The sequence below is a fragment of the Bradyrhizobium sp. CB1717 genome (assembly GCF_029714325.1).
Taxonomy (GTDB): Bacteria; Pseudomonadota; Alphaproteobacteria; order Rhizobiales; family Xanthobacteraceae; genus Bradyrhizobium.
The window spans coordinates 893,586-914,692 of record NZ_CP121666.1; the positions used below are offsets into that span (position 1 = coordinate 893,586).

General features: G+C 58.8%; 21 protein-coding genes and 3 pseudogenes. 12 read left to right on the forward strand and 12 right to left on the reverse strand.

The window, feature by feature from the left end:
* Positions 1 to 33 precede the first annotated feature (33 nt).
* Complete coding sequence (locus tag QA649_RS04135) at positions 34 to 702, reverse strand: hypothetical protein (RefSeq protein ID WP_283023094.1); 669 nt, start codon at positions 700 to 702, stop codon at positions 34 to 36.
* Positions 703 to 997: 295 nt separating this feature from the next.
* Between QA649_RS04135 and QA649_RS04140 the strand changes: the two genes are divergently transcribed.
* Entirely contained in the window at positions 998 to 1,438 is a 441-nt protein-coding gene (locus QA649_RS04140; RefSeq protein ID WP_283023095.1) for a hypothetical protein, read from the forward strand.
* A gap of 35 nt (positions 1,439 to 1,473) precedes the next feature.
* On the opposite strand, the gene QA649_RS04145 is transcribed toward QA649_RS04140, so the two are convergent.
* Positions 1,474 to 2,232, reverse strand: a complete 759-nt coding sequence (locus tag QA649_RS04145) for a class I SAM-dependent methyltransferase (RefSeq protein ID WP_283023096.1) — start codon at positions 2,230 to 2,232, stop codon at positions 1,474 to 1,476.
* A 1,245-nt stretch (positions 2,233 to 3,477) separates the two neighbouring features.
* Between QA649_RS04145 and QA649_RS04150 the strand changes: the two genes are divergently transcribed.
* Positions 3,478 to 4,077: a hypothetical protein gene (locus QA649_RS04150; protein ID WP_283023097.1), complete on the forward strand. Its 600-nt coding sequence runs from the start codon at positions 3,478 to 3,480 to the stop codon at positions 4,075 to 4,077.
* A gap of 217 nt (positions 4,078 to 4,294) precedes the next feature.
* Here the strand turns inward: QA649_RS04150 and QA649_RS04155 are convergent.
* From QA649_RS04155 to QA649_RS04190, 8 genes and pseudogenes are all read right to left on the reverse strand, one after another.
* Positions 4,295 to 4,594, reverse strand: a pseudogene (locus QA649_RS04155) (IS5/IS1182 family transposase); the annotation flags it as partial.
* 319 nt (positions 4,595 to 4,913) lie between these two features.
* Entirely contained in the window at positions 4,914 to 5,957 is a 1,044-nt protein-coding gene (locus QA649_RS04160; protein WP_283023098.1) for an IS110 family transposase, read from the reverse strand.
* 68 nt (positions 5,958 to 6,025) lie between these two features.
* A pseudogene (locus tag QA649_RS04165) lies at positions 6,026 to 6,877 on the reverse strand (IS5 family transposase); the annotation flags it as partial.
* Positions 6,878 to 7,397: 520 nt separating this feature from the next.
* Entirely contained in the window at positions 7,398 to 7,949 is a 552-nt protein-coding gene (locus tag QA649_RS04170; RefSeq protein ID WP_283023099.1) for a GNAT family N-acetyltransferase, read from the reverse strand.
* A gap of 28 nt (positions 7,950 to 7,977) precedes the next feature.
* Positions 7,978 to 9,171 (reverse strand): hypothetical protein, encoded by a 1,194-nt coding sequence (locus tag QA649_RS04175; RefSeq protein ID WP_283023100.1) that lies wholly within the window; start codon positions 9,169 to 9,171, stop codon positions 7,978 to 7,980.
* Between the two features lie 9 nt (positions 9,172 to 9,180).
* Positions 9,181 to 10,665 carry a coproporphyrinogen-III oxidase family protein gene (locus QA649_RS04180; protein ID WP_283023101.1) on the reverse strand — a complete coding sequence of 495 codons (1,485 nt, stop codon included), beginning with the start codon at positions 10,663 to 10,665 and terminating at the stop codon, positions 9,181 to 9,183.
* A 50-nt stretch (positions 10,666 to 10,715) separates the two neighbouring features.
* Positions 10,716 to 10,913, reverse strand: a complete 198-nt coding sequence (locus QA649_RS04185; RefSeq protein ID WP_283023102.1) for a hypothetical protein — start codon at positions 10,911 to 10,913, stop codon at positions 10,716 to 10,718.
* Between the two features lie 597 nt (positions 10,914 to 11,510).
* Complete coding sequence (locus QA649_RS04190; RefSeq protein WP_283023103.1) at positions 11,511 to 13,448, reverse strand: outer membrane beta-barrel protein; 1,938 nt, start codon at positions 13,446 to 13,448, stop codon at positions 11,511 to 11,513.
* Positions 13,449 to 14,916: 1,468 nt separating this feature from the next.
* On the opposite strand from QA649_RS04190, the gene QA649_RS04200 reads away from it, so the two are divergent.
* A complete protein-coding gene (locus QA649_RS04200) occupies positions 14,917 to 15,243 on the forward strand; it encodes a DUF736 domain-containing protein (protein WP_283023104.1) in 327 nt (108 codons plus the stop codon).
* A 109-nt stretch (positions 15,244 to 15,352) separates the two neighbouring features.
* Here QA649_RS04200 and QA649_RS04205 read toward each other — a convergent pair whose 3' ends face one another.
* Both QA649_RS04205 and QA649_RS04210 read right to left on the reverse strand, forming a co-directional pair.
* Positions 15,353 to 15,769, reverse strand: a complete 417-nt coding sequence (locus QA649_RS04205) for a hypothetical protein (protein WP_283023105.1) — start codon at positions 15,767 to 15,769, stop codon at positions 15,353 to 15,355.
* Positions 15,770 to 15,933: 164 nt separating this feature from the next.
* Positions 15,934 to 16,167 (reverse strand): helix-turn-helix transcriptional regulator, encoded by a 234-nt coding sequence (locus tag QA649_RS04210; protein WP_283023106.1) that lies wholly within the window; start codon positions 16,165 to 16,167, stop codon positions 15,934 to 15,936.
* A gap of 234 nt (positions 16,168 to 16,401) precedes the next feature.
* Between QA649_RS04210 and QA649_RS04215 the strand changes: the two genes are divergently transcribed.
* From QA649_RS04215 to QA649_RS04255, 9 genes and pseudogenes are all read left to right on the forward strand, one after another.
* Complete coding sequence (locus QA649_RS04215) at positions 16,402 to 16,665, forward strand: DUF2285 domain-containing protein (RefSeq protein WP_283023107.1); 264 nt, start codon at positions 16,402 to 16,404, stop codon at positions 16,663 to 16,665.
* Positions 16,666 to 16,776: 111 nt separating this feature from the next.
* On the forward strand, positions 16,777 to 16,986 hold the full coding sequence (locus QA649_RS04220; protein ID WP_283023108.1) for a DUF6499 domain-containing protein: 210 nt from the start codon (positions 16,777 to 16,779) through the stop codon (positions 16,984 to 16,986).
* A 61-nt stretch (positions 16,987 to 17,047) separates the two neighbouring features.
* The gene (locus QA649_RS04225; protein ID WP_283023109.1) at positions 17,048 to 17,563 is read left to right on the forward strand and encodes a DUF2285 domain-containing protein; all 516 of its coding nucleotides are present in this window, start codon (positions 17,048 to 17,050) and stop codon (positions 17,561 to 17,563) included.
* A gap of 206 nt (positions 17,564 to 17,769) precedes the next feature.
* Positions 17,770 to 18,021 (forward strand): helix-turn-helix domain-containing protein, encoded by a 252-nt coding sequence (locus QA649_RS04230; protein WP_148750764.1) that lies wholly within the window; start codon positions 17,770 to 17,772, stop codon positions 18,019 to 18,021.
* 14 nt (positions 18,022 to 18,035) lie between these two features.
* Positions 18,036 to 19,139: pseudogene (locus QA649_RS04235) on the forward strand (replication initiator protein A).
* A complete protein-coding gene (parA, locus tag QA649_RS04240; RefSeq protein WP_283023110.1) occupies positions 19,136 to 19,774 on the forward strand; it encodes a ParA family partition ATPase in 639 nt (212 codons plus the stop codon). The pseudogene QA649_RS04235 and the gene parA overlap by 4 nt, the downstream one beginning before the upstream one ends.
* Positions 19,771 to 20,034, forward strand: coding sequence for a hypothetical protein (locus QA649_RS04245; RefSeq protein ID WP_283023111.1), 264 nt, complete (start codon positions 19,771 to 19,773; stop codon positions 20,032 to 20,034). Before parA ends, QA649_RS04245 begins: the two co-directional genes overlap by 4 nt.
* Positions 20,021 to 20,539 (forward strand): DUF2840 domain-containing protein, encoded by a 519-nt coding sequence (locus tag QA649_RS04250; protein WP_283023112.1) that lies wholly within the window; start codon positions 20,021 to 20,023, stop codon positions 20,537 to 20,539. The genes QA649_RS04245 and QA649_RS04250 overlap by 14 nt, the downstream gene beginning before the upstream one ends.
* Entirely contained in the window at positions 20,536 to 21,081 is a 546-nt protein-coding gene (locus QA649_RS04255) for a S26 family signal peptidase (protein ID WP_283023113.1), read from the forward strand. Before QA649_RS04250 ends, QA649_RS04255 begins: the two co-directional genes overlap by 4 nt.
* Positions 21,082 to 21,107 lie beyond the last annotated feature (26 nt).

Here is a 21,107-nt window from a genome sequence, read left to right on the forward strand (position 1 = left end):
GAGGCTCAATTGCGGCACAAATATCGAGCAGGCTCAGGCGTCCTCGTCATAATAATCCGAGTCATCAATGGCGCCCGATGTCTCCAGCTCCGGCCGCCTGTAGCCGGTTCGACCGGCCGCACGCTCAAATGTCATCATCGTCGTGAAAACGATGGAATCCCCGCTGAACGGCTTATCCGGATCGTTCTCTCCATTGAGAGCGCCTGATACATTTGCCACGAGCACATCGTCTCCGACGTCGAGGCTTACTTTGTCGATATAAAGCTCGTCAAAAAAAGCGTTCGTCATAGCCATCTCACCCGAGAGAGCGTCCTCGATCATCATGGGATCCTCTTGAATGAAGGACACGTTGATATACTCCTCGAGATCTCGGGTGTACCAAACCTCACCTGAAAGGTAGCCGTTTGCACTGAGAAAGCTGGAGAGCCGCGACGCCAGTTCGTCAACGTTGGGTAGGCCTGTGGGAAGACCATTGAGCTGCTGCATGCGCTGATCCATTAAGCGCAGATCAGGTATTAGGATCGCGGCTTCGTTCAAAGCAGAAAGCTGGTATGTGGGCTCGGCCCTTAAAGCCGCTGCGGTGCAATAGCCAAAATACGCAGCAACGATCTCGTGAGCGTGACCTGACCCAAGCTTGCTGCCGGTCAGATTGTTGAATGTCGTACGCAGAAAGTCTGCGCATTCCTTTTGGATTGAAGACATGGCAAATCCATTTCAGTCCGGCGTCTTAATGGCAGTCGCAAGCGCTTCATGACCACCGCGCGCCGGCAGAATGGTTGCCGTTGGGGTGTTCGATTGGGAAATCGAGATGCCGCCTTTTGGGTCGCTTGCAGCCCAGGCGATCGGCTCCTGATGCTCAATATGGTCCACTTTGTCAGCTGCACGCAACTGGATTTATGACGATTCCGTCGCCGCCGTTTGCTGCTATACTGCGTTCGCGCCGCGGTGGTGGTGGAAGGCGCGACCGTCAGACTTTCATCTCACGGAGCCCACCACCATGATCACCTTGGGACCACTGCTTGTTTTCCTCGTCATAGGGTTCTTCGCTTGGCTGCTCTTCACGCTTGCAGTCTTCGCGTTGCCAGTCTTCGCCGGCGTAACGATTGGTCTTTGGGCCTTCCACACGGGAGCCGGCTCTCTGGGCGGCATCGCTGTCGCCCTCGTGGCTGGCGCTGCAACCTTCGGCATCGGCCAGCTCGCGCTCGCCCTCGTGACATGGACTTGGCTCCGGCTCTTGGTCATCATCTTTTACGTCGCACCCGCCACCGTCGCCGGTTACAGCGCTACGCATGGAATTGCCCAGATGGCGATGTCTTCACCCACGTGGCAGACGGTTTTCGCTCTCGTCGGAGCCGTTGCCGTCAGCATCACAGCTTTCATCCGCTTCACTGGAATGGCCGCGGACGGACCAGCAAGACAGCGCTTGGCGCGGGGCTGACATGTGTACTGGGGCGGCGGCGCGGTACGACCCAGTCACGACGGTTTCGAAGCTTCGCCGGCGATCGATGTGGACGCGGACACGATCAGCATCATCGGACGTTCTAGTTCTTCGGCCAATTGCGGCATCTGCTGGATCTGCTCGTGTGTCGGGGCAAACTCCTCGACCCGCCGAATTTGAAAGCCAGCGCCGATCAGCGTGTTCAGGGTAGTGCCCACCGTCCTGTGGTATTTCAGGACGTCCGGGGCGAACCAGTCCGTCCGACGTTCACCCTCGACGGAATATCGATTGACCGGCCAAGTCTTGCGGCCCTCCTTATCGCTAATCCAGTGCGGATGTGCGGCTGCCATGAAGATCGGATGTTCAATCGTAAAGACGAGATGACCGCAAGGAACCAGTGCCTTGCGGATCACATTCAAAAGGCGGCCGAAATCTTGAACATAGTGAAAAGCCAGCGAGCTGCAGGCGAGGTCGAAAGCCGACTCGGGTAGGTCCAGCGTCTCAAGATCGGCGATGCAGTACTTGATCGCGGCGTCCGTTGTGTCCGCCCTGGCCCGCTCGATCATGTTCTGCGACAAATCGAGACCAAGGACTGAGGCCGCTCCCTGCTCCCGCATCCAGCGCGAGGCCCAGCCGAAGCCACATCCGAGATCGACGACACGTTTTCCGTCCAGAGCAGGCAGCATGGCTCGGATCGCGGGCCATTCAGGGGCACCGTCCAACCCATGCACCTGTCTGGGCAACTTGCTGTAGCCAGCGAAGAAATCGGGATTGTCGTAGATATTCTGCGCCATGTCTGCCTGCTATTCGGCTTTTCGCTCTGCGCTGTTCCAGACGATGCTTAGATATCCGAGCAGAGTTGTCGTGGTGGGCGGCGACACGTCATGAGCCTACTCAAATCAAGCTGCACAAAGGCATCTTGAATCGGCGGACTTCTCGCGCTGGAAACGAAAAACCCCGGCATGAAAGCCGGGGCTCCCGTCATGCCACGGCCTACATGCGGCCGGGACAATCAGACGACACTTAGCACGGAGTTTTCGAAGAAAATGTGGCCTTCGCGGGCGTCGGTCTTAAACGTCGGAGTTTTCGTAAGCGCTTGTAGACCGTACAATGGATCACGCCGGGCACTTTGTTGCCTTCAGCGGTGTAGAAGCGTTGCACGCTGCGCCGAGAGGGCAAACAGCAGACCCACGAGGCGACGGTCATTTTGATCTGTTGAAGTCCCAAATCGCCTGTCAGAGACCTTTGTGCCTTTCTGACGAAATCAATGCTAGTTGGTCTCCGTCAAGGCAGTGATCCCGTCGGCACGAATCACGGACTGATCTGAGAGATTTTATTGCCAGCCATTGCTCTGCGTAAGGGGAGCCAAGCCATGCGCGTTCTCGCGGTATTATTTTCGTCCTCATGCGGCTGGCCAGTCCCGCTTACGCCTGGTGGGACATGGAAGTTGCCGCAATCGCTTACGGGCGGCTCGATGATGCGTTGCGGCCGAACGTCGATGCCCTCATCAAACAGCATCCGGCGTATCCGTCTCAGGCCTGATCGACTTTGAGAAGTCGTTCTGCGGCGATGTCTGGGCGGACCTTACTATTCTCATCTTCAAGACCTTTGCGTGTCACCGGCGGAGCCAACCGTCAAGCGACATCATGAACCTAGGTGGGGGAGTTCTTCATGACGCAAAGGGAGCAGTTCCGATGGCGTTTGACAGCTAAACGGGGAAGCGTTCAAATAAGTCGGACGTCGGTGACATCCTTTCCCTGACTTGTCAGCTTCTCGAAAGGCGCCCCCTGCGAAAATGAAGCCTGAACGTATCGAGTCGAGGGGCACAGGATGAATATCGATCTACCGAACGCCACACAAGCGCCGCAACCGCCGGGTGATTTGAATGCACAAACCAGCTCACTAGCAGACCCTTCTGTGGATCAGGCGAACTTTGAGCGGCAACTTAGTGACTCGCGGCCAATCCTCCAAACGTGGGATTCAACTGCCGCTTCGAAATGTTCCAAGGTTGGATCCCCCTCGACCCTAACGAAGGAAATGTGAGAGCGCGTGCTATCCAGGAAGGCGAACGGTGCCCGGCCCTATCCTTTGTCAGGGGACGCGCCGAACTTGCCGTCTCGCTGGCCGGAGCAAACGTTGATACTCTGAAGAACGAGATCAGGCTGGCTGTGCGGCGAGTAGCACGGTGGCCAGCAACGATCGGCTCTTCGGCCGGCAGTGTCGATGGCGACCGCATTATCGACGACGTGTTGGCATCGTCATATCTGCGGCTGTACCGCTTTCAGAACGAGGCCATCGATTGCAAGCCGCGCCTAGATGAGGATGTGAGCGCCATCGAGCATGTGCGTTCCTTAGCGGATTTTCGTTGTCACGCTAGGCCCCATGTTTCTAAGTCTGCTATCTGTTCGGACGACGAGAGGGAGGACGAAATTGATATGGCGCGCCTCGGCGCATGGCACACGCGAGGCCTTACAGATAGTGCTTTTGTGTCATTGTCCCAGGACCCCTCACGACTGCTTCTTTCAAAGGACCACAGTGAGCATGGCGCGCAGGCAATTGCAAAGAATGCTAAGGAGCTACACACCTACACGGTGCCGAGTGTTACCGCTTGGACAATCGAAAAATCAAAGGTATTCTAGAGCGCGGGCGTGCTCCCGGAGATAAGGAGTTGCTAGATTGGGTGAGGGGAATGCCGTCTCAGGAGACTGAGGTCTTGTTTTTGGGCGGCAATCTGGGTGACTAGTGGTTCATCCCAGTGATTTTGACGTTTTGATACCGAGCCATTCGAGGACGGGCAAGTTTTCGGGTGGCAGGAGAATCTCGATGCTCCTGGGCACACCGGGTTGACGACGAATGAATATGGCCGATAACGGGCTCGACAGCCGCGCGACGCTTCATCTCGCGGCGGATGGAAGCCGTGACGTGGCGGACCTGACCCGAGATCCAGACCCTGAACCGATGCGGGTGGTTGTGGCCGCGATACCCTTTGTCGACGTGGATGCGGCGAGTTTCCACGCCGGTGAGCTTCTCCATGTCGGCGATCACAGGGCCGAGCGTGTGCCCGTCGAAGGGATTGCCATGCAGTGCCTTGGCATGGAGCACGAACTGTCCGCCCTTCGGAGACGTCACGGGGGTGGCAATACTGACCTTGCAGCCGATCTATGGACCACGCCCGCGTTGCAATCTATGGACCACGCCCGCGTTGCAAGAGGAATCAACAAAAGGATGTAGCGGTCTGCGCCAATCTATCCGGCTTCAATTTGAGGCTTTCGCCTCGAGCCAATATGGATATCCGCCCACTCCTGTCCTCAATAACTCGACGGCCTCGACAAGGGGCCCATGGCTGCGAACCAGGCTTCAGAAGTGTCGGTGGAACCGTTTCTCCATTTGTCTTTTCCGTCTCGCAGACCTCGGCGGGATATTGTGCCCTTCCGATTGAGATCGTGAATCCTTCTTCCCTTCCCGGTCGTGTGTCTCAGGCGGTCTGGCCTAAGAAATTGGCGTCGTAGTCGCGGCCCTTTGCAAGCATGCTCCAGGCCATGCGCGCGAGTTTTGCGGCCAAGGCGACAACCAGTACATTCGAGTGGAGCCTCTTGGACGCTGCTTCCAACCAGGCTCCAAACCCGTGCCTGCACCAAGTCTGGCGCCTAAGAAGCACGGCTCGGGCCCCTTGAATGAAGAGCGTTCGCAGGTACCGATTGCCGCGCCTCGATATGCGGCCGAGAATGGTTCGATCGCCGGTCGAGAATTGTTTCGGTACCAGACCAAGCCATGCCGCAAAGTCGCGGCCCTTGCGAAAAGCATCGCCGGTCCCGATCGCGGCGAGCATCACGCTTGAGATGATCGGTCCGACGCCCGGAGCAGTCATCAGCCGATGACAGTGTGCATCCTGCTCGGCGAGCTCGTTGATTTCTTTCGTAATTGATGTAACCCGTCGGTCGAGATAGCGCCAGTCCTCGGCCAAGTCCTGAACGAGCTGAACTACTCGAGGCGACAGGTTATCTGAGAGCATCGAGAGAAGCTGAGGAAGCGCCAATCGGAGTGCTGCCGCTCCCTGCCGAACCGGCAGCCCTCGCTCGAGTAGAAAGCCCCGGATTTGATTGATGACCGCTGTTCGCTGCGTCACCAATCGACTACGAACTCTGTGGAGCGCCTGCAAATCGAGCTGCTCGGTCGATTTCAATGGGACGAATCGCATTGTCGGGCGCTGAACGGCTTCGGCAATTGCTTCAGCGTCACGGAAGTCATTCTTGTGACCCTTGAGGTACGGCTTCACATATTGTGCTGGCAAGAGCCGGACTTGATGACCTAATTTTTCGAGCCTCCGACCGATGTGGTGTGCTCCTGCACAAGCCTCCATTCCGATCAGGCAGGACGGAACATTGGCCAGCGACTGCTCCAGCTGATTTCTCGATCGCTTCTTGCGTAGGACGATTGCTCCCATAGCATCGAACCCCACCACATGGAATGTGTTTTTCCCTAGATCGATGCCGATCGTAACAATGTTTGTAGCGGACATGGCTTGTGCTCCTTCTCTTGCCGGGGGGTCATGTTGCCGCTGAGAGCGGGCGTGGTCCATGCCATTAATTCGTAAGGCGCGCGGGCTTTCCCCTTGCCGATGCACTCGACCTCAGGGGCATGTAACGCATAGACCTTCGGACCGCGCTGATGCTGATCCTGGCTGCGCACCTGCTGCGCTAAACCGAGCAGCGGACCGAAGCGAGCTTCCAGCACCGCATCGCCATCAATCTTGCGGCGGATGTCGCGGATGATCCGGCCAAGCCGTGTCCGCAGGAACTTGAGCTGCCGCCGGGCGCGTTTGAACTGGTGGGCGTGGGTATAGCGGCCGACCATGATGGCGGCGCGTTTGGCCGGGCGCAGATAGCTCTGGCGCAGCGGCACCCGATTGCGCTTGGCGAGCCCGACGAGCTTGGTGATTGCTCGATGCAGCAGCCGCGCGTCGGTCGGATGTGCAACCGCCTTGGGCTGCACTGTGGTATGACGACCACCCGTTCCAGGTCCTTGGGGCCGATCGCGCCAGTCTTGTGCGCCACCGACAGACTTTCCTGGATCAGCGCGACGAGCTGCTCGTCGCCGAGCCGCTGGCGCCAGCGTGTCATCGACGATCGATCGAACGGCAGACGGTGGCAGAAGCTCAATCGCCGCAGAAGTATTGGTAATAGGGGTTCTCGATCCAGCGAGCGCACAGCACCTCATCTGACAGGTTGTGCATGTGCTTCAAAATGAACAGGCCGGCGACTAGCCGCGTCGGCAGGCTAGGCTGCCCCGACCCTGCTTGGCACACCGAACTAAAGCGTTCATCCAGGATGTTCCAGTCGATCAACGTCGCCAACCGCACCAGCGGGTGACCCATGTCGATGATTTGATCGAGGGCCGGAAGCAGCAGGTCCTTCTGCGATCATCCCGCGGTTTGCTCATCGCCTTCCCCAATGCCGACGACCCGCGGTCAGGGACTCACGAATCGCTCAAAAGCAAAATCCAAAAACGCAGGAGAGCGTGGTCCAACACACCGCTTTCCTGCAAAATCCAACACTATATCAACACCGCTTCTGCTTATTTCTCAGGCCTACTCTTCACGAACGACTCATTCAACGAAGGACTCGCAGTGCGCATGCTGTCTCCTGCTTGGATTGCCAGCGGACCGGGCCTTCCAGAGAAGTGTCCGAATTCACGAGAGCTTTCTTACGCGCCGCCTGATGCAATAAACAGTTGCGAGACAACTAGCGTAACGGAAGCCGCTCGCTAATTCGTCCACTCATATCATACCAATCCTCCACCTGGCAGATCTAAACTGCACCTCGATGGACCGATCACGAACTATCGCTCCGTGCGTCGCCCTCTTCTGCGCGCCTCCCTCTCTCTTGGTGGCGCCCGCGCCACAAATGGAGCACATCACGTTGTTTCAGCCTGTCATGAAGCTGATCCAAAGCGCACAAGCTTACTTGCTCAAGTGGAGAGCTTCGCCCTCCACGGCCAGCCGCTTCTCGTAGAAGATAACTGCATATCCGTGCAGCGTCCCTTCCCTGCGGCGAACATAGTCCGCGGTCTCATAAAGTCTTTGAGCACCTAGTTGAATCATTGTCGTATCCAGCACGATCCGCTTGAACCCAGCAGCAACGGCCCTCGATTCCAACTCACGAAGAAGCCTCCTTCCGAACCCTCGTCGTCGAAAGGCCGGATCGACGCGCATACGCGTCAGCTGTGCGACATCAGCATCGACAGGCTTCAGTCCCCCCATGGCGACGAGACGCGAACCAATATGGGCAAGTAAGAAGTCACCGCCCGAACTGATGTATACCTCCCCGATATTGCGCAAGTCATCTTCCCAAGCCCCTTCAGGGCCGCGCGCGCCACCCTCCTCCGATGCGGCTCTATCCAGATGCCATACATCATCGGCATCTCCTGACTCGAACCGACGAAAGATCACCTCGTCTTGAGACGTCGACATCGGCTGCCAACTGGCCTCGACGGCCTCCGTCTCTTCCGCCATCAACTTTTCTCCTACGCAAATAGCACCCTCAGGCTTGCTGAGCCGCCGTCGTCAACAGTCTCTGCAAAAGGACAGCGTCGATACTTTCCGATGCCTCAACTCCGACAACCGGTCGACCGGGCTCGACCGTATACTTCAAAGCCGTACTATGGTGCATCAGCGTAAACCGATCCAGCGCACCAACACAGGATGCCCGCAGCATCCGGATTTCACTGTTGCCGTGCTCTATGACGGGCGAAAGGGTTGCAAACCGAGGGAAATCCGCTTTTCCTTCTAGCCAATCTGGCTTGAGCCACGCATCTTTCTTGTCCGGCGATAACCAGCGGAACACCTCATGAATGTACGCTTGAGGGTAGTACTCGGACAGCCGATATACATCCGAAAAAAATTGCGGTTTCTGGAGGAACAGCTCTTCGCCGATCAGCAGTACTGAGGCAGCCACAATGCGGGCAGAGAATCTGCCGCTCGGGCCGAGCTTATCCTTGTAAGGATTCTTTCCGTAGAACACGCGGAATTGGCCAAATAGATCCGGCGACATATGTTCATAAAAGCGAGTCAGGACATAATTCGCCGTCTCAAGGTGCTTCATGCACAGCGCGAGACATTGACGCGCGTCAGCGCCAGCCACATCTCGCAACGCGAGTAGAGCGTCGATTGCAAACTGCAATTCGTTTTCGATGAGTTGATGGCCCAAGCAAAAATCTCGTTCCTCGACGCCGGCCGCTCCAAGGCAGTATACACGCGGATCGGTCTGTACCGGATTCGTAAGTATCATATCCTCATAGGAGAGGACCTCGATGCCAGGCTGCCGCTGGCGGGATAAGCGGGCAAGACGGTTTAGCGCCTCACCCACCGTCAATTCGGCATCCCCGGGATGGAGGCCGGCAAACGCGGAGATCTGATAAGCACAATTGGTGAGATATTGGATGTCTGTCTTGGCAATCTCGAACTCGGAGTGCGGCAGCCCCCGCAACTGCGCATCATAGTCTGTGTCCGCCACAATCGCGCTGATACTGCGACCGAGGGCCCTAACCGCTTCATCCGGCCGCTCACTGGATTTGATTTCCGCAATCTCGTGTGGCAGTTCATCGACGACAAAATTGCTGAACCGCCCAAGCGGTCGTTTTCGTTGTCGACGATCAATGCGATCGGCCGCATGAGAAAATATGTCTTCGCGGTTGCGAGGCGGTTCTTGGGCGGAAAGGGAAATGCTGGCGACCATATCAAGCACTCACCTGCCTTGGCCAAAAATAGCTTGCATCTCTGCAGTCGCACCGTATCGCGCGGCCGGTGAGTAGTCGTGCTTCTCGATGAGATCAGTTCGTTTATCTAAGATCATGCTATCGGTGTGCGCGACCCGCTCAAGCACCTCGTTGGAGAAAAATTGCAGCGATACCGCTCCCGAATTGATGATGCCAGCAGTGGTTAACGTCAGCACGCCTTCGTTTGAAATGCTGATGAGTCCCGCCTCAGTTAGCTTTTTGATCTCGCGACGAAAACATAGTTCCATAGACACTCCAAATTCCCTCTCGAAGCGGGAGAGTGACACTCCACTACTTCGCAACGCGAGCATCACCGTTCTGCGCATCAGATCGTCTTGTGACAGGACGACACCCTTCCACACTGGCTTCGCGCCAGACTCAACCCTGTGTAAGTAGCGATCCAAATCTGCCTCATTGTAGAATTGGCACTGACTCATGTAGCCAAATCCGCCAACCCCGAATGGGACCAGATTATTGTCGTTCCAGGAATCGTATTTGCGACGCTGTTGAACAGAGTGCGGCTGCGACTTCTTGGTCCAATAGAAGATCGGGCCATGGCGATAGCCAAGTTTCGTGAGGATATGCTCAGCCATGAAATGCATGATGATGCGCTCCTTCGCCCCAGCGAATTGGTATCGTCCTCTGCTCAAATGGCGAGCTACGGGGTCCGTCGACTTGAACAACAATGGGAAGATATTGAACTTCTCCACTCCCATATCCAGCAGACCGATGAGCGAGTCATACCAACTTCGGAGCGTTTGCTGCGGCAACCCATAGATAAGGTCTAGCGACAGATTCTGAACACCCAGCTTATTGAGCAATTCAACCAGTTGTCTCACCTCGTCCACACCGTGCCCGCGGTTCAATATACGCAAAATATTTTGATCGAGACTTTGAACCCCCAGTACGAAGCGGTTTACGCCGCTTCTGAGCAGAGTGGATATGCGATCCGCTGCGTCCACCTGCTTTCCAAGAGAGGGATGCAATTCGAAACTCACTTCGGACTTCGATAGATCAAAGCGCTGCTTGATCATGTCAAATAGTGTCTTGAGTTGCGGGTTGGTCAAGATTGAGGGGGTGCCACCTCCAAAGAAGGCTGTCTCAATAGCCCTGCCGGCAAGCGCCGCGTCCGACCAACTCATTTCTTTGTCTAGAGCCGCCAGGTAACGCGCCACACGTCTGGAACGCGGATTGATTTCCTTGGCGAAGTGACAAAATGTGCAATACTGATTGCAGAAGGGGATGTGAAAGTAGAGGTCAATTGACGACGTAATCTCACCCAACAATTTTTCGGCGTTCAGCTCGCCCATTGCTTTGAGAGGTGGATATGTGCCGACAAGATAATCGTTGTAGGTGTCAAGGTGTAGTTTTCGCGCCCTCAGCATGTCGAGGTTGATGTCGTACGAGCGGTCGATCGCGAACTCTAGTGCCTCGGAATAGCTCGGCGCGCGCATTTTTTGGACTCCTTTTTCGTGTGAAGGCAGGGCGCGACGACACACAAGCGTCAGAGGGACGACTTTCTGTTCGGTCGATATGGTCGCCGCGCAATTTGAGCAGTGCGGATTCGCTGCCCCCGCTCCACCCAGATCACATCCTGCGTTGCCATCTTCTTCGCGACACCCAGGCGCGGGTCAAAGATCGTCACGGCTAACGACAGCGGCACCCGCATGCCGGAGCGAACCTCCAGAGGAATCGCACTCATGGTGCAGCGTCCCTCGCATTGATTTGCGACCAGTCGGGCACACTCATTTCAAATCCTGGACACCGAGACCACCACATGTTGCGCATCCTTATGGTGTCCAGCAATTGCCGTGCCATCAAAGACCGGCCCGCGACTCTTGCTTAAAGATGAACTAAAACTATCTGCCTACGCACGGCTTCCATCCTGTTCGCCGCGCGGCAACAATGCGAGCATCGCAGGATGGACGCACCGATTCCCTTGAGGAGCTTTAGTCGCAAGTAACCGATGGCGCGTCGTTGTCGTTGTGCTTGAGGTGTCGCTTTCGGACATTGTAACTCACCAGCCAGATGGCTTCGGCCGCGATCGGCAAGGAAGGCCGGGTGGTGGGTGCAAGCGTGTCGGCACTGAGGCTTTCGGCGGCCGGAAGGGACTCGAGAGGCGTGTTGGGCTCGCACCGGCTGGCACTCATTCTTGCATGCAAGCTTAGTTCTGCTCGATTGCGAGGTGCTTCACCATCATTCCCCACGACGTCGGCGTCCTTTTGGCGCCGTCGTCGATGCTTATGAGCAGGCCTGGCTGGCTCGAGAAGTAGTCTCGAGCCAGCCAAGATCAATCCTTTTAGTCGAACTTGTAAGAGGCCTGAAAGAATGTACCCCAGCGCTCCATACTGTACTTCGCAAGAATGCGCGGGTAACCGACGCAGCCGCTGCTGCTGCACAAAGAGTCGCTGTCCTTTTTGGTCCACATGGCCCAATAGCGGCCACCGACTCCGACGCTGATGTTTTTGGTGATCGAGTAGGACAACACGCCTTCGATCTGGACGCCGTCACCACCATTGCCGCGTTGTTCGATAAAGGTGGTCTCGGGACGCAAGAGATGATAGTCACGCCCCTTGAAATCGGTCCATGGCAAGTAGGCCACGTCGGCGCTCAAACGCCAACGCTCGGTCAGCATGGTTTCGGCGCTCAGGCCGATCCGAGGCGCATTCCATTGAGTATCCTCTCCGCCGATGATCCTGCTGTCACCCGACGTCAAACACGAAAACAGCGGGTTAGCCACCTGCGTGCATCCGGTCGAGTCCGAACTCTGGCCGTAATAGGTCCAGCCTAGAAATCCGCCGACCTTGTAGTCTCTGCTGCGCAGGAAGTCGTAACCGACGTCAGCCGTGTAATAGGCGAACCTTCCGTTTGACTGGCCGGAAAGGTTGTTGATGTAGGAAAGTCCCTTCCCGGGTATCCAATCTTCATTATTTATTTTTCCTTTGTTGAACCGCCCGACACCAAGATTGCTCTTCAGGAACACTCCCCAGGGACTATCAACACGGCCGAACAGTTCCCCAGAGAATCCGTCCAGTCCATGATAGGTGAGCCTCGATATGAGCATGCCGGGATCCTGGTCTTCGTGCGCTGGGCTGTGATCCCACTGGAAACGTCCCCGGCTCAGCCAGAGCCGCGAGCCGCCTTCGAAGGACCAGCCAGGCGCGTAGGGGATGGGCCGCGCGCTGGCTGGTTCCTTCGTGTACCGTGGCGCATTAGACGCCTCTGCGGCCTTTAGGTCGGCGTCGAAATGGTAGTTGAGGCCAATCTTTCCGATGTGGTAGTTGCTGGACAGGCTGGTTGTGTTCGCTGGCAGAATTGCTAGCGGTGGCAGTTGTACTGTCGGAGCCGTTGCCACACTCGGACCGCCAAAATGTAGATAGTCATACTCGACGTTCACCGACCACGCAGGCGTAATCGCTTGCTCGATGCCCAGCCCGATGACGCTACCGAGACGACCATAGTCGAAATGGGTTTTCTCCTGAGACAGGTACGGGTATTCATGGTTGTTGACGACATCGCCCCGATTGTTTTGCCAGGCTAGGCCTGCCTTGAGATAGGCCAGCGTGTGTCCGAGCGCGCCAAAGGCGTAACCGACGCGACCGGTCCCGGTCGCAAAGAGGCTCGGACCTGCCTTGCAATTTGCGCTCACAACGAAGCCCGAAGGGGCGAGGCATGTATTTGTGCCCTCGGAGACAGCACCGCTGGCATCCAACTCGATGCCAAACACCCAGCTGTTGTTCTGCCAGTTGTAACCGATCTGGCCACCTGCAAGGAACGCCGGGGTATCGACGATGCCGCCATAGATTGATGGACCGTAGGGATTGCTGAAGGAGGTGCGGCCGTACCCACCGCCGGCGTGCCCGCCAATATAGCCTCCAGACCAGTTCCATACCGCCTGTGGCAGTTTAAGTTGTGGCTCAAGATCCGCCGGCTTCGCTGCGCTGCTTGCGACGAGCGCAATTGTTGTCGCACCATAAAAAATAATTTTACATCGCATCAAAGTTTGCCCTGCACTTCCCAGTTCACGACCCGGCTCCTCAAGTATCGCCGCACGAGAAATCGTCGGAGCAGACCAGACACGCGGGCGCGCCGGGTCCGTCCCGAAGATCACTGCACTACGATTGGTGATGATTTCGCGAATGAAGCAAACCGCGTGCCGAATTGAATTCGTATGCTTTGCGGGGTTTTCGGAATAATTTGTCGCGTCAACTTGCCGACATTGTCTCAAATTTGACAATCTGAGCTTCCGAAAGTCTCTCCATAGCGCGACATTTGCGAGGGCAGATCCAATACGCAGCGGTTATAGTTGCGTGGCATAGTTGCGCGCCGAAGCGCCGCCAAACGGAAAACAATCAGGGCTTGGGAGTGAGTGGCGATTGTGATCCCGGATGCTCAAAAGCAACACACACACGATGGAGTGGCCGCTGAAATGGAGAAGAACACAGGACTTTCCTGAAACTGATTGCGCTAGGTGATTTCAAACGGCTGGCGCCCACTTGAAGATCACAAAGGGTCCATTGCCGATTGCACGAGCCCTTCGAGCGCAAGCTCGGCGCTGATGACAAAAATCGAGCACCTGGAGTTGTGACGATCCGGTCGCTGCGTTTCCTGCTATAGTGTCGCTCTCGCTGTGGTCGTGGAAGGCGCAGCCGTCAGACTTCTATCTCACGGAGCCCATCGCCATGATCATCCTCGGACCACCACTCATTATATCGTCATCAGCTTGTCCTGTTGGCTGGTGTTCATGCTTGCTGCTTTCGCACTGCCCCCCTTCGTTGGCCTGACGATCGGCATCTGGGCCTTCCACACTGGCGCCGGCATGCTTGGCGCATCGTAACGGGCCTCGTGGCGGGCGGTGTGAGCTTTGGTGTCGCCCGGCTTGCGCTCGCTCTCGCGCCATGGGCTTGGGTTCGGTTCCTGACGATCCTTCTCTACGTCGCGCCCGCTATCGTCGCGGGCTATAGCGCCACACATGGAATCGCCCTGATGACGGTGCCTTCACCAATCTGGCGGACGATATTTGCCGTCGTGGGTGCCATTGCCGTCAGCATCACAACGTTCATCCGCTTCACTGGAATGGCCATAGCCGGACCTGCCCGGCAACGATAGCGCCACTGAAGGCGTCGCGTCGACGGGCGGGACCGCACCAGATATCCGCAATGCTCGCGGTCGTCATCGTCGAAATTCGAAGAGAGCGGCCTGGCCGGTGGAGCTCCGATCAACAAGCTTGCGCCCCGGCTCGTCACGGTGATCATAGAGGCATGGACGAAGCGGTCGCATCTCAAAAGATACTGCGACAATAAATGTGAACGGGCCGCCCGGCCGACGCTTAATCACGGCACCAAATCCGTCCGTTGCTGAAGGGAGAGGGCGCGTGTCACCTCGAACTCAGTTGCCGGCCTCTCAGTGCGGTCGAACTCGCCGCATTCTCCTTGACTCAGTTCTGTAGGCCGAGCGCACCAACGGCCTCATCGATGGATTGATCTGCCCGAAGGACGGCTGACGCCTCGATCGCCTAAGGCGCAACAGCGGCGTCACAACTTTCTTCCCCTGCCGGCTGCGCCGTCATTCCTCGCGCGGGCCAAGAAAGTTGCTCCTTTGCTGTCGAGCCCCTTCGGGGTGCGCCGTCGATCGCCTCCGGCCTGTCGATCACCATCGAGGCCGCAAGGTGCGGGCTCGGAAAACAGAGATCAAGGAGAACCACCATGGCGACCATCGGCACCTTCAAGAAGACCGGCTCGAACGAGTTCACCGGCGAAATCGTCACCCTCTCGCTCCAGGCCAGGAACGTGCGTATCGTCCCCGAAACGAACCGCTCCGGCGAGAACGCACCGAGCCACCGGGTCTATGTCGGTCGAGTTGAGATCGGGGCCGGCTGGTCCAAGCGCTCCAATGAGGGCCGCGACTATTTGAGCCTCAAGCTCGACGATCCGAGCTTCACCGCTCCGATCTTCGCCAACCTCTTCGACGACGAGGATGGCGAGGACTTCAGCCTGATCTGGTCCCGCCCCAGCCGCCGCAAGGGCGACTGACCTGACGCACAATGCCTCGCCCGGCTGGTCCGGGCGAGGCCTCGCAGCGGTCAAGAGCCGCGAAGGACCTCGTTGGCCGTGACGGTGGAGGCGGGGAGAGAGTAATCGATTAGATCAGCGGGCGCGTTGCCGCTTTGATCGGCCGTCTTTGATTGGTCTCTACCACGGTTTCAACAATGTCTCCCCAGTCGGGGCAGATCGCGACGAGACGATCCAGCACCGTGGGATCCCGCTCGATCTGTGCGAGGGCCTGAGCGCGCCATTGGTCGTTGAAGCTGACGCTCATCAACCCCAAACATTCGACGACCGAACTGTCAGGCGGCAAGTGTTCCAAGATCGCCGTCACTATGCCGGTCCATTGTTGAAGCAGACGCCAGTGCTCAGCGGCGTCCCCAGTCTCCAATTTCTCTTGAAGGAGATCAATCAGCAAGCGGAAGCGAGTTCGCCAAGGTTGGGGTCTGAGGTCCCCTACGTAAGCGTCCACGACTTCGCGGATGTCGGCTGGCAAGTGCTCATACAGGGTCATAAAGCCCACTCCATCTCGCCCAGCATGCCGTTCCGTCCCTGGACAGATATGCGTCTCTGGAGACAGACCAGATTTACGTAAAGTAGCCTATCAACTTTTACGTGAGTCAATGCTCAGCTGATTTATAAGGTGCCAAGGCTGCGATGGAGCGCAAATTCGTTCCGTCATCGAGCGCGATGAGGATGAACCGCCGTTCGTTTGATCAGGTCCGTTGCCTCGACCCCTAGAGCCTCGGCGATTCGGCCGAGCACCGTCACGCTAGCTGAGACATCGGCGCGTTCGATTGCGCCGATGTAACGGACACTTAGTCCGGCGCCATCGGCCAACTCTTCCTGCGTCATCTCCCTCTTATGGCGTATCCGACGCAGATTGATCGCCATGACCTCCTTGAGATCCATGGCAACAAGGGAACTCGCATCGGCACGATCGTTCCAGGAACGATCGTTCCGATTCGTGCGGTGCCGTGCTAATCATGGGCTCTGTCAAAGGCTTTGTTTGCCGCTGGTGGGGGTAACGTGATGCGGTCTGCGCATCGCGACGCGCATAACCGCAGTTCCATTTCAACGGGTTGCAACGTTTCGGGTGCCCGACAATTGTCAGAAGTTGCTTTAACGCTGAGGGGCTCCATTGCAATGCAAGAAACGTCTTTCCAGGACCGGCCGCCCAAAACGGATCGCGTAAACGCCTACGACGAAAAACATCTTGCAATCTACGTCCGTTTGTTGATGGCCGAAGAAGAGGGGGCCGATTGGCGAGAGGTGGTCCACGTGATCTTCGGCCTCGACCCTGTTCTGGAACCGGATCGCGCCAAAACCGTCCATGACAGCCATCTCGCCCGTGCGCGATGGATGGTGCAATCCGGATATCAGCAATTGTTGCAACCGCGGATGCAGTGAGCTGGGCCCAATCATGCAAATTGCGATCTCATGTGATGCAACCTCAGGGTCTAGTCTCCCGTGCCGCCTTTTTGAATCGTGGCATGGGGCACAAAGACGAGAACACCGACCATGCCAACCCAGTACTGGCGCTCGCCGGAGACCATCGAACGCCTGAACCGCCTTGAGCGCCCCGGATTTGCCCTGGAATTCCTTCGCCGCAACTCCGACTACCGCCGCGACTTCGCCCGCATTGAGCGCCAGATCGCGCGCGAGGGCGCTGATCCCAACACCATCCGAATGAGTTTCGCACGTCGATGGAGGTTGCGGTGTCGCCCATGATCCAGTCTCTCCGGTAGGGCCCGAGCCAGCCATCTGGCTTCCTGTGGCATCACCGGGGACCTTGATCCTGGAGATGGCGCCGCCGGGCTTCGATACCCTCCGTTCGATTGATCGCGTTGCGTTGGGGCAGTCACTCGTCGAACTGTCCGATGCTGACGGTCGCGCTCTGGCCATTGCGGACGGGTCGGGTGAGCTGCATGTCCGGTTGCGCGACGAGCAGGCGCTGCGCCGCCCTGCCGTGCTTGTGCCGCTCGACAGCATGGGCGAGCTGCGGGCCGAGGTGGCGCTACACCTCGCGCGCTGCCTTGCTGGCCAGCGTACCGGTCTTCTGCCGGTGGCCTTGCGGCTGACGGCGTTCCAGAAACGGCGATTGATTCAGCTCCTTCACGCCTTCGACGTCCACGACCTCGGTGGTGGCCCGCGCGACGTTGCAGCGAAGGTGCTCGCCTCCGACCACGCCCAGCGCCGCGCGGTCGAGTGGAAGGATTCGCATGCCCGCCGTAAGGCAAACCGCCTCATTCATGATTCGATCGCCCTGGTCGAGCGCGACTATCTGAAACTCCTGCGCGGCCTCTGACCGGCACTTCGATCTCTCCAATCCATTCGCCCTGATGAGCTAGCCCACGACTCGCTGGCAACGCTTGGCTTCGTCTAATTGCGACTGTGGGGGGACACAATCGAACGCAAAATTTCGTCCACCCCCAACGCCTGAACTCTCCGCCACTCTGGCCCGGACATGCCGCGACTTGGCTGCGGCGCTACAAGGCAAGACGGAGATCGCCCATGCTCGACCGAACCGCGCAGCTCACGACGCGCTATGTGCGCACCCCTGAGGCCGCGCGCCTCCTCGGCCTCTCGCCGCGTACGCTCGAGAAATATCGTTGCCACGGCAACGGTCCGACTTTCCGCAAGCTCGGTGGCCGCGTTGTCTATGCGATCGGCGATCTCGAAGCCTGGGCCGATCAGGCCGCTTGCAGCTCGACGTCGGATCCGCGCTACGTCGAGGCGCGCGCCGCCGGCAACGCCCATCGCTAAGGCCGCGCTCACTCATGTCGTCGCGCCGCCTCATCACGCCCAGCGAGCGAAGCAAGCTCGATCCGTTCGTCATCGCCACAGGCGATGCCAGCCCGCGCGATCAGCGCGATCTGATGGAGCGGCCCTTCTTCTCGCTCGCCAAGGCCAAACGCACGCGCCCGATCCTCTACCAGGCCGGCGACGTGCGTGTCGAAGTCTATGCGGTCCCTGAGCACGGCATGGCGACCATTTGGGATGCAGACGTGCTGATTTGGGCGGCCAGCCAAATCGTCGAGGCTGAGAACCTTGGCCTGAAGACCTCGCGCTTCCTGCGCTTTACCCCTTACCAGCTCCTGATCGCAGTCGGCAGACAGACCGGGGCGCGGGATTACAAGCTCTTGAAGGGGGCGTTAACGCGCCTGCAGGCGACCGTCATCCGCACCAGCATCCGGCAGGGCGAACATTGGCGGCGCCACCAATTCTCCTGGATCAACGAATGGGAGGAGTGCGCGCGGCGCGATGGCCGCGTGGAGGGCATGGAATTCGTTCTCCCCGACTGGTTCTACCGCGGCGTCATCGATCGTTCGCTCGTTCTCACGATTGACCCGGCCTACTTCAGCCTGACGGGCGGGATCGAGCGCTGGCTCTACCGCGTCGCGCGCAAGCATGCCGGCCGTCAGCCGCGAGGATGGCTGTTCGAGGTCGCACACCTCCACGAAAAATCCGGCAGCCTCGTGCGTGTCTCTGATTTCGCGCTGCAAATTCGGCTCATTGCCGCACGACAACCGCTCCCAGGCTATAGCTTGCGCATCGAGCGCCAGGGCCGTCGCGAATTGCTGCGCATTCTGCCGGCGAAGTTGTCCACTGCCACTGTGGATGGCGCTGTGGAAGCGCTCGGGATTTCGCACGCAAAGCCTATCGGGACTCCGCACGCAGCCCCATCGGGACTTTGCACGCACGGCTCTAATATAGAATCTAACTTAGAAATCTAACCTGAATCTAACTGTTGTAGTGGGGCGGTGGGTCCTGCGGATAACTCCGACGCGGCGGTGTCCCGCGCTGAGCCGCCGTCATCAACCGAGCTCCCAAGCGGACGATCTCTGCCGCTTCTCCACCGCAAGGCGGGAGGCAAGCAGTGATCGTGGCGGTGCTCAACCAGAAGGGCGGCGTCGGCAAGACGACGCTGGCCCTGCACCTCGCCGGCGAATGGGCGCTGCGCGGAAAGCGTGTAACGCTGCTCGATGCCGACCCCCAAGGCTCGGCATTGGACTGGTCGCAGCAGCGGGCGCGGGAGAACGTCTCGCCGCTATTCGGCGTCGTTGGCCTTGCGCGCGACACGCTCCACCGCGAAGCGCCGGAGATCGCACGCACCGCCGATCACGTCGTCATTGACGGGCCGCCGCGCGTCGCCCGATTGATACGATCGGCGCTACTGGCCGCTGACCTGGTGCTGATTCCTGTGCAGCCGTCGCCATTCGACGGCTGGGCGTCGGCCGAGCTGCTGGCTCTGCTGCGCGAGGCTCGCATCTACCATCCGAAGCTCTGCGCTCGCTTCGTGCTCAATCGCTGCGATACGCGCACGGGCATCGCCCGCGCGACAGCCGAGACGCTCGCCGATCACGATCCGCCAGTGCTCGTCAGCACCGTCGGGCAGCGTGTCGTCTTCGCCGACGCCGCGCAGTCGGGTCGGCTCGTCTTCGAGTTTGCCGCGCAGGGAACGGCCTCCGGCGAGATCACCGCGCTCGCCGCCGAAGTCGCGAGGCTCGCGCCATGAGCGGGCGCTCCTCCAAGCGCGGCTTCGCGTCGCGACCTGGCGATGCCGAAAGCTGGATCAAGGCCAGCGATGCGTCGCGGCGTCGCATGGATAGCACAGCGGCATTGACCGCACGCCTGACAATCGACGTCTCGCCGGCGCTGCGCGGCCGCATCAAGGTCGCCGCGTTCCAGCGCGGCGTCACCGTCGCCGACATGCTGCGCAAATTGCTGGCGCGAGAATTTCCACTGAGACCGGAGAGCCGTCGTGAACGACAATGAGGCCTTGCCGCCGCGTGCCGTGCCGCCCTCGCATCGGCGGAGCGTTGCGCTCACCCATGTCGAGCTGACCTGGATCGAGAAGAGGATTGAGCATTGGCTGCGCTTCGGTCATCGGGCCGAGGAGAAGATGCTCGATCGCCGCCGCAGCGTTTCAAGTTTTGCGCCTGGCAGCATCTTCGGCTTCGTTCGCTGGGCATCGAACGACTATGGCACCGTGGTCTCGCGCATGGACATCGTGCGCGCCGTGGAGGCGGGCCAGCGCTATCAAACGCTGCCATTCGTACGGCCCGGCGGAGAGATCCTGCTGCGCGTCGATAGCTGGCCGAAGGTCGAGCGCGTGTTGCAGGCGATCGATGCCATCGAGGCGCTCGCTATCAATCCGGCCGATGCCGCGCCCGATTACTGGCGGCATCTCCACAACCGTCTCGCCGCCGACCACGTGCCGCGCGCCTACACGCGCGAGCAGCATGTCGCGTGGCTGAAGCGCCGGAGCGTCACGCCATGACCCGATTTGGCTACATCGTTTTGACGTACATTGCTGTGCTTGCCGCCGGCGGTCTGGTGTTCGTTCATCCCGCGCCGCGGCTGATCTGGAACGCCACCGCGAGTACGCCAACGGGCTTCTATACGCTGCATCCGGTCGGACAACTGCGCGTCTTGGAACTCGTTGTGGTGCGGCTCCCAGAGCCGATCGCGAATGCACTCGCTAACGGGGGCTTCCTTCCGAAGGCTGTGCCGTTGCTGAAGCACGTCATGGCGCTGCCCGGGCAGACTGTGTGCCGGTCCGGCGACACCATCACGGTCAATTCTGTCGACGTCGGCGCTGCACGCGATCGCGACCATCTCGGCCGTCAGCTGCCGCGTTGGAGCGGATGCTCGACGCTCCGGCCTTACGAGGTCTTCCTCATGAACCCGACCGTCCCGGATAGTCTGGACGGCCGCTATTTCGGCTCACTGCCTGTCAGTTCGATCCTCGCGCGCGCGGTCCCGCTTTGGACCGATGAAGCCGGCGATGGCCGCTTCGTCTGGCGCCCCGTGGCCCATTAGCCCGCTTCTCAACCCGCCAAGTAAGG